Annotated in this window: 7 protein-coding genes; 3 read left to right on the forward strand and 4 right to left on the reverse strand. The window is 73.8% G+C overall.

Annotated elements, in window-relative coordinates; genetic code table 11:
• Positions 1 to 28: 28 nt before the first annotated feature.
• Positions 29 to 1,087, reverse strand: coding sequence for a FecCD family ABC transporter permease (locus ACOV8S_RS04580; protein ID WP_448316230.1), 1,059 nt, complete (start codon positions 1,085 to 1,087; stop codon positions 29 to 31).
• A gap of 117 nt (positions 1,088 to 1,204) precedes the next feature.
• Here ACOV8S_RS04580 and ACOV8S_RS04585 point away from each other — a divergent pair, with 117 nt between their 5' ends.
• Positions 1,205 to 2,176 carry an ABC transporter substrate-binding protein gene (locus ACOV8S_RS04585; protein ID WP_448316231.1) on the forward strand — a complete coding sequence of 324 codons (972 nt, stop codon included), beginning with the start codon at positions 1,205 to 1,207 and terminating at the stop codon, positions 2,174 to 2,176.
• Between the two features lie 293 nt (positions 2,177 to 2,469).
• Here ACOV8S_RS04585 and ACOV8S_RS04590 read toward each other — a convergent pair whose 3' ends face one another.
• On the reverse strand, positions 2,470 to 3,069 hold the full coding sequence (locus ACOV8S_RS04590; protein WP_448316232.1) for a TlpA family protein disulfide reductase: 600 nt from the start codon (positions 3,067 to 3,069) through the stop codon (positions 2,470 to 2,472).
• A 63-nt stretch (positions 3,070 to 3,132) separates the two neighbouring features.
• On the opposite strand from ACOV8S_RS04590, the gene ACOV8S_RS04595 reads away from it, so the two are divergent.
• Positions 3,133 to 3,969 carry a hypothetical protein gene (locus tag ACOV8S_RS04595; protein ID WP_448316233.1) on the forward strand — a complete coding sequence of 279 codons (837 nt, stop codon included), beginning with the start codon at positions 3,133 to 3,135 and terminating at the stop codon, positions 3,967 to 3,969.
• A 46-nt stretch (positions 3,970 to 4,015) separates the two neighbouring features.
• Here ACOV8S_RS04595 and mmuM read toward each other — a convergent pair whose 3' ends face one another.
• Together mmuM and ACOV8S_RS04605 are read right to left on the reverse strand one after the other, a co-directional pair.
• Positions 4,016 to 4,939 (reverse strand): homocysteine S-methyltransferase, encoded by a 924-nt coding sequence (gene mmuM / locus ACOV8S_RS04600; protein WP_448316234.1) that lies wholly within the window; start codon positions 4,937 to 4,939, stop codon positions 4,016 to 4,018.
• 10 nt (positions 4,940 to 4,949) lie between these two features.
• Positions 4,950 to 6,194: a YihY/virulence factor BrkB family protein gene (locus tag ACOV8S_RS04605; RefSeq protein WP_448316235.1), complete on the reverse strand. Its 1,245-nt coding sequence runs from the start codon at positions 6,192 to 6,194 to the stop codon at positions 4,950 to 4,952.
• Between the two features lie 125 nt (positions 6,195 to 6,319).
• Here ACOV8S_RS04605 and ACOV8S_RS04610 point away from each other — a divergent pair, with 125 nt between their 5' ends.
• Entirely contained in the window at positions 6,320 to 7,963 is a 1,644-nt protein-coding gene (locus ACOV8S_RS04610) for an acyl-CoA dehydrogenase family protein (protein WP_448316236.1), read from the forward strand.
• Positions 7,964 to 8,031: the final 68 nt, after the last annotated feature.

An 8,031-nucleotide genomic window follows, 5' to 3' on the forward strand; every position in this document is an offset into this window, starting at 1 on the left:
CCGCGGGAGGCGCGCGTGCCGGAGAGCGTCATGCCGCGCCTCCCGCGGTGGAGAACCGCCGGGAGCGGGCGATCCAGATCAGCAGCGGGCCGCCGATGAAGGCGAGCAGCACGCTGACCGGCGTCTCCCAGGGGCGGATGACGACCCGGACGAGGATGTCCGCCGCGATCATCACGCACGCCCCGACCAGCCCGGAGAGCGTCAACTGTCCCGCGATGCGCGGACCGGTGACGGCGCGTGCCACGTAGGGGGCGAGCAGTCCGAGGAAGGCGATCGGCCCGGCCAGGGCGACGGCGCAGCCGGCCAGCAGGGTGACCGCGACGGCGACCACCAGCCGGACCCGGCCGGGGTGGTGGCCGAGGGCGCGGGCGCTGTCGTCACCGAGGGCGAGCGCGGCCAGCGGCCGTGAACTGCCGTAGGCGATCAGCAGACCGAGCGCGATCAGCGGCAGCAGCGGGTAGGTGTCGGAGGTCTCCACGCCCGCCAGGGAACCGATGGTCCAGTAGCGGTAGACGTCGAAGGTCGACTGGGTGCCCAGCAGGACGTACGAGGTCATGCCGTGGAAGGTGGCGCCGAGCGCGGAGCCCGCCAGCACCAGCTTCAGCGGCGAGCCCGCCGCGCGCCCCGAGGCGGCCAGCAGCAGCACCACCGCGCTGGCCGTCATTCCGCCGAGCAGCGCGCACACCAGCACGCCGTAGGGCGACTTCACGCCGAGATAGGTGAGACCGACGACCACGCCCAGCGCGGCGCCGGAGTTGACGCCCAGCAGTCCCGTCTCGGCGAGCGGATTGCGGGTGGCCGCCTGCAGCAGGCAGCCCGCCACGCCCAGCGAGGCGCCGACCAGGACGGCGGCGACGGTACGCGGCAGGCGTACGTCGACCACGGCCAGCCGGAGTTGGGCGTCCGCGCGGGCCGAGGGCTCGCCCAGCAGGAAGTCCCAGGCGCGGGCGACGGGACTGTTGCCGGTGCCGATGAGCAACGACAGCAGGACACAGACCAGGAGCGCGCCCAGGAGACCGAGGGCCGTCCAGAGCGTGGGCCGGTGCAGGCGGCCCGCCGTCCGGGGCGGGGAGGTTGGCTCACCCACCCCTACTTGCGCAGTCAGCATTAGGTTAGCCTAACCTACGAAACGCCGGGCGGATGTGACGTGCATCTGCCTTTGCCGCCCCCGCCGTTCGATGTTCCGGAGTGCCCGATCATGCGTATGAATGCCCGAATCTCCCGAGTCAGGGTGGCCGCCACCGTCGCCGCCGTCGCGGGTGCGCTCACGCTGACCGCCTGCGGAGGGGCCACCGATGACGGTGCCGACGGCGCCGCGGAGAGCGGTGACAAGGGCGCCAAGGTGACCGTCACCGACGCCACCGGCAAGAAGGTGGAGGTGCCCGGGTCCCCGAAGCGCGTGCTCGCGCTCAGCGAGATGGACCTGGACTCCTCGCTGGCCCTCGGCGTCAAGCCGGTCGGCCTCACCGCGGGCCGCGGCCAGCAGGGCGCCCCCGCCTACCTGACCGAGCAGGCCGCGGGCATCCCGGTCGTCGGCGCCGTCACCGGCCCGGACATCGAGAAGGTCGTCGAGGCGAAGCCGGACGTCATCCTGGCCGGCCAGATGGCCGACGAGCAGGTGCTCAAGCAGCTCCAGGCGATCGCCCCGACCGTCGTCACCATCGACAACACCAAGAACTGGAAGAAGGCGCTCGAGATCACCGGGCAGGTGCTCGGCAAGGAGAACGAGGCCAAGACCTTCCTCTCCGACTACGACGCCAAGGTCGAGGCCCTGGAGGGCAAGCTGGGCGACAAGGCCGGCGCGGAGGTCTCCGTCGCCCGCTACTCGCCCAAGGGCACCGCGGTGATGCAGCAGGGCGTGTTCATCTCCGACGTGCTGAAGGACCTGGGCTTCGCGCGCCCGGGCATCCAGAAGGAGAAGGGCGAGGGCCACTCCACCCCGCTCAGCGACGAGAACCTCTCCGAGATCGACGGCGACTGGCTGTTCATCGGCGCCCTCACCCCGGCCGACGGCACCCTGCTCGACGAGCTCCAGGCCAAGCCGGCCTTCGCCCAGCTGGACGCCGTGAAGTCCGACTCGGTGACCGAGATCGACGGCTCCAAGTGGACCAGCCTCGGCGGCGCGCTCGCCGCGGTGTCCGTGCTGGAGGACATCGAGAAGGCCATGGTCAAGTAAGGCCCGGCGCGCCCCCCGCTCAGCCTCGGTCCGGCAGTCTCGCAGCGGCGAAGACTGCCGGACCTCGGCATGTTCCCGCCAGGCCGTCGGCCTCGAACCTGTGAGGGCCTGCCGCGGGCCCGGTCAGGACGCCGCGTTCGCGGGCCGCCTCCCGGGGCCGCGTCCGCCCGGCGGCAGTACCGGCGCGGGAGCGGACTGCTGCGCGAGATCTGGGCCGTGCCCGTCTGGAGGGCACAAGGAGGAGTCCGGTCAAGGGACTTCGGCCCCCGGACCGGAGCTCGGGCAGGGCCCGGTCAGCCCTCGGCGAGCACCGGGTCGATCAACCCGCGCAGCCCTTCGTACGACAGCGGGCCCACGGCGCGTGCGGCGACCCGGCCCTCCCGGTCCACGACCACCGTGGAGGGCACCCCCTGCGGGGGCAGGGTCCCCTTCGGGAAGCCGGACAGCAGCAGTTCGCCGGTGGGGTCGTACAGGCTGGGGTAATTCGCGCCGTACCTCTCCTCGAAGGCGACGGCGCGGTCCTCGTCGCCGTCCCGCGTGTTGATGCCCACGAAGCGCACGCCGTCGCTCCGGGTCTCCTCGGCGGTCCGCACCAGGTGGGGCATCTCCGCCCGGCACGGCCCGCACCAGGAGGCCCAGACGTTGATCACGACGACCTCTCCCCGGTGGTCGGCGACGTCCAGCCGCTCCCCGTCCAGGGTCTCGCCACGGATCTCGCCCACCGGGCGGCGCTCGTCCTCGGCGACCACGGTCACCCCGGCGGCGGTCCCGCCTGCGGTGGCGCGTGCCCGGTCCTCCCCGCCGGACCCGTTTCCGCAGGCGGCCGGGAACAGGGATCCGGCCAGGGCGAGGGTGACCGTCAGGGCGATGCGTGACACTCGGGCGGGCTGCATGCCGGGCAGCCTCGCACAGCCCTCCGCACGACGCCGTCCTGGGTACCGCGTACCTTCGGGGGCGTGACGATCCGACACGGCGAGCCCCGCGGGCTCGGAGTCCCGGCCGCCGACGCCCGGTTGCGTTTCGAGACGGAACCGGGGGTGTTCGGCCCCGGCCTGGGGCGCAGGCTGCTCGTGGTGGACGCGGACCCTGCCTTCGAGCTCGCCCACTGGTGCGGGACCTGCCCGTTCCTGTTCCGCAGACTCGAGACCGCACGGCAGAAGCTGTCCCTGGACGGCGTGCGGGAGCGGCTCACCGGCACGCTCGCCGCCCCGGACGACGGCGGTGTGCTCGACGCCTTCGGGGCGCTGCTGCCGGAGGGCGAGTACCTTCCGATGCTGCTCCGGGTGGAGCCCCGTCCCGTCGTGCCCGGCCACGACGGCGACTACTTCGGCGGCGAGCAGGCGGCGACCTGGGGGATCGACCCGTTCTGGGGCCTGCCGCAGTACCCGCACACCCCGTACTACCGGACCTACGGGACCGCGGTCGACGCGTCCGCCCACCTCTACGAGTTCGTCGTGCCGATGGTTCCGCCCACCTGGAACACCAGGGAACGCGTCGAGGAGTACGCCGCCCTCATGAACGGCGGCGCGGTGCCGACGGCCGTGGCGGTCTCGATCCTGGACGTGTGCGAGCCGGCCACCGGTGACGGAGCCGACCATTACCGGCACTGGTGCCTGGCCCACTTCCTCCTGGACGGCCACCACAAGCTCGAGGCCGCGGCGACGGCGGGGCGTCCGGTGGAGCTCCTGTCGCTGCTGGCGCTCGGCGAGGGGACGGCGGAACGTGCGGACTGCCTGCAGCTGCCGTTCCTGCGCGGCCGGGCCCCGGCGACGCGGCCGGTGAGCGGCGCCTGAGGGAGCTCAGGTCCCGGACGCGCGGGGGAGTGGCACCTTGCGGAGTTCAGGACCGCCACACGCGGGCGAGCTCCTCGATCGCCGACGGGCCCACCCGGCAGCAGCCGCCGGCCAGCCGTGCGCCGGCCGCGCGCCACCCGGTGACCGCCGCGGGATCGAAGGCGGAGCCACCCCTCCAGCCGTGCCCCGCGTCCCAGCTCTCGCCGCTGTTCGGGTAGACCACCACCGGCTTCCCCGTCACCCGCGCCGCGGTCCGCACCGCCCCGGCCACGTCGGCGGGCGCGCAGCAGTTGACGCCCACCGCCACCACCTCCGCCGCGTCGGCGGCGAGCGCGAAGGCCTCCTCCAGCGGCTGTCCGGCCCGGGTGCGGTCGCCGTCGACGGTGTACGACAGCCAGGCCGGCACCCCCAGCCCCCGCACCGCCCGCAGCAGCGCCCGCGCCTCGTCGGCGTCCGGCACCGTCTCCAGGGCCAGCACGTCCGGCCCCGCCGCCGCCAATACCTCGAGCCGCGGCCGGTGGAAGCGCTCCAGCTCGTCCACGGTGAGTCCGTACCGCCCCCGGTACTCGGAGCCGTCGGCGAGCATCGCCCCGTACGGCCCGGCGGAGGCGGCGACGTACAGCTCCCGTCCCACGCCCCCCGCCCGGGCGCGCCGCGCCGCCTCGCGGGCCAGCGTGACGCTCGACGCCATCAGTTCGGCCGCCCTCCCCGCGCCGGTCCCGCGCCGCGCGAAGCCCTCGAAGGTGGCCTGGTAGCTCGCCGTGATCGCGATGTCCGCCCCGGCCGTGAAGAAGGCCAGGTGCGCCTCGACGACCGCCTCGGGCCGCTCGGCGAGCAGCCGGGCGGACCACAGGGCGTCGTCCAGGCCGTGCCCCGCCGCCTCCAGCCGGCTCGCCAGCCCGCCGTCCAGCACGAGACCGGAGGGCGAGGTCAGGGCGTCGGTGAAGGAGAGAGTCGGGGCGCCGGTCATACCGTCGACCCTACGACTCGGGATCCGTCATCCCGTTCTTGACGGCCTCGTTGTTGCGCACCACCTCGGTGTCCTCCTTGACCGCCCTCTCGTCGAGGCTCTTGCCGTTCTTCGCCGCGCCGTTGCGGGCGGCGCCGCTCTTGGCCGCGTGCCGGGCGTGGGCGCGCAGCAGACGGCCGCCGACGTCCTCCGGCGGCAGGAAACGGGACCAGCGCTCGGGGAACTCCGACGGGGTGTGCGCCTCGTCGTCGGGCGCGAGTGAACCCGCGGTGCGCGCCACGTAGTCGACGATCTGCGCCTTGCGCAGCCGCTCGTTGGCCTCACGGGCGGCGGCCGTCGCCGCGGCCGGCCAGACCCGGTCGATGGCCGCGTTGACCGCCGCGCCCACCAGGACCGCGAAGGCCGACACGCCGATCCACAGCAGGATCGCCACCGGCGCGGCGAGCGAGCCGTAGATGGTCGGCCCCTCGATGGTCGAGGTCAGGTACAGCCGCAGCAGCACACTGCCCAGCAGCCACATGGCCAGCGCCACCAGCGCGCCCGGGATGTCCTCCATCCACGGCGAGCGCACCGGCACCGACACGTGGTACAGCGTCGTCAGGAAGACCACCGACAGCACCATCACCACCGGCCAGTACAGCACCTGTACCAGCGACTCCGACCACGGCAGCACCCGCATCACCACGTCGGGCCCGGCCACCATCAGCGGCAGCGCCACCGACCCGATCAGCAACGCCACGATGAACAGCAGGAACGCCATCAGCCGGGTCCGGACGATGCCGCGCACCCCGTCCAGGCCGTACATCACGGTGATGGTGTCGACGAAGACGTTGACCGCCCGGGAACCGGACCACAGGGCGAGCAGGAAACCGAGCGAGATCACGTCGGGCCGGCCGCCGGAGGTCACGTCGTCGAGGATCGGCTGGGCGATCCCGGTGACGCCACGGTCGGTGAGGACCCTGCGCGAGGCCTCCAGGATGTTGTGCTCCACCCCCTCGATCGTCTGCGCGCCGGTCCAGGCGTCCACGTAGCCGAGCAGACCCACCAGACTGAGCAGCAGCGGTGGCACGGAGAGCAGCGTGAAGAACGCCGCCTCGGCGGCCAGGCCGAGGATGCGGTACTCCATGCACGAGTTGACCGTGTCCTTCAGCAGGAGCCAGGCCGTCCGGCGCTTGGAGACGTTGCGGTAGAGGACGCGGGCCCGGTGGAGGCGGCCGCCGGAGGGCTCGTCGGTGTTTTCGCTTGCTGCCTGCACGGGGTAAAGGTAACGGCAGCGCGGCGCGTCCCTGACACTCCCGGGTGGCGGAGATCACCGCGCGGCGGGCGACCGGACACACCGGACCCTGTGATCGAGGGGCCCGGCAGGGTAGGTTCCGGCCCATGCCGGCAACGCACACCGTGACCAATCAGCCGCCGCCCCTGGCCGGGTACGACGTCTACAGCGCGGACCGCGCGCTGACCGAGGCCGTGGAGAGGCACCTCGCCCCCGAGCTGCTCGACGAGGCCCGCACGGAGCTCTCCGGCCTCGGCCGCAGCGCCGGCTCGTCCCAGGTGCAGGACTGGGGACGGCTGGCCAACGAGAACCCGCCCACGCTGCGCACCCACGACCGCTACGGGCACCGCGTCGACGAGGTCGAGTTCCACCCGTCCTGGTACCAGCTGATGCGCAAGGCGGTCTCCGCGCAGCTCACCGCCGCCTGGTCCCGGCCCGGCGGGCACGTGCGGCGGGCCGCCGGGTTCCTGGTGTGGTCGCAGGTCGAGGCCGGGCACGGCTGCCCGATCTCGATGACCCACGCCGCCGTCCCCGCCCTGCGCGCCGAGCCCGCGCTGGCCGCCGAGTGGGAGCCCCGCCTCACCTCCACCCTCTACGACCCGGCGCTCGTCCCCGCCGCCGAGAAGCCCGGCGCCATCTTCGGGATGGGCATGACGGAGAAGCAGGGCGGCAGCGACGTCCGCGCCAACACCACCGTCGCCCGGCCGCTGGCCGAGGACGGCGCCTACGAGCTCACCGGCCACAAGTGGTTCTGCTCCGCGCCGATGTCCGACGGCTTCCTGGTGCTGGCGCAGACCGGCGAGGGCCCCACCTGCTTCCTGCTGCCGCGCGTCCTGGAGGACGGCACCCGCAACGTCTTCCGCATCCAGCGGCTCAAGGACAAGCTGGGCAACCGCTCCAACGCCTCCGCCGAGGTCGAGTTCGACGGCACCTGGGCGCGCCGGGTCGGCGAGGAGGGCCGGGGGGTGCGCACCATCATCGAGATGGTCGCGGCCACCCGGCTGGACTGCGTGCTCGGCTCCGCCGCCCTGATGCGGCAGGCCGTCGCCCAGGCCGTCCACCACGCGGGCCACCGCGAGGCCTTCGGCGGCCTGCTCGTCGACAAGCCCCTGATGCGCAACGTGCTGGCCGACCTGGCACTGGAGTCCGAGGCCGCCACCACCCTGGGGCTGCGGCTCGCGGCCGCCTACGACGCCGTCCAGGACCGGGGGGACGAGGGCGAGCGCGCCCTGCTGCGGCTGGCGGTGCCGGCGGCCAAGTACTGGGTGACCAAGCGGTGCACCCCCATGGTGGCCGAGGCCGCCGAGTGCCTGGGCGGCAACGGCTACGTCGAGGAGTCCGGCATGCCGCGGCTGCTGCGCGAGTCCCCGCTCAACTCGGTGTGGGAGGGCGCCGGCAACGTCCAGGCGCTGGACGTGCTGCGCGCGCTGCGCCGGGAGCCCGGGGCACTGGACGCCTTCCTGCGCGAGGTGGGGCAGGCGCGCGGCGCCGACCACCGGCTGGACGGGGCGATCAAGCAGCTGCTGACCGAACTCGCGGACATGGAGGGCGCCGAGGCGCGGGCCCGCCGTGTCGTCGAGCGGATCGCCCTGGTCCTGCAGGGGTCGCTGCTGGTGCGGTTCGCGCCGCCGGAGGTCGCCGACCTGTTCTGCGCCTCCCGGCTCGGCGGCGACTGGGGCAACGCGTTCGGCACCCTGCCCCACTCGCCGCACCTCGCCGAGGTCGTGGAGCGGGCCCGCCCGGTGGCCTGAGCCCCGCCCGGCGGTGGGTGGTGCCGCGCCGGCACGGCACCACCCGGGGACGCCGCGGGCCGCGGTGC

This window comes from Streptomyces sp. CO7 (assembly GCF_053474865.1).

Bases quoted from the DNA above. Each gene is read 5' to 3' on its own strand.
- mmuM (WP_448316234.1), bottom strand. From the start codon at position 4,939: ATGACCGGCGCCCCGACTCTCTCCTTCACCGACGCCCTGACCTCGCCC.
- ACOV8S_RS04610 (WP_448316236.1), top strand. From the start codon at position 6,320: ATGCCGGCAACGCACACCGTGACCAATCAGCCGCCGCCCCTGGCCGGG.
- ACOV8S_RS04590 (WP_448316232.1), bottom strand. From the start codon at position 3,069: ATGCAGCCCGCCCGAGTGTCACGCATCGCCCTGACGGTCACCCTCGCC.
- ACOV8S_RS04585 (WP_448316231.1), top strand. From the start codon at position 1,205: ATGAATGCCCGAATCTCCCGAGTCAGGGTGGCCGCCACCGTCGCCGCC.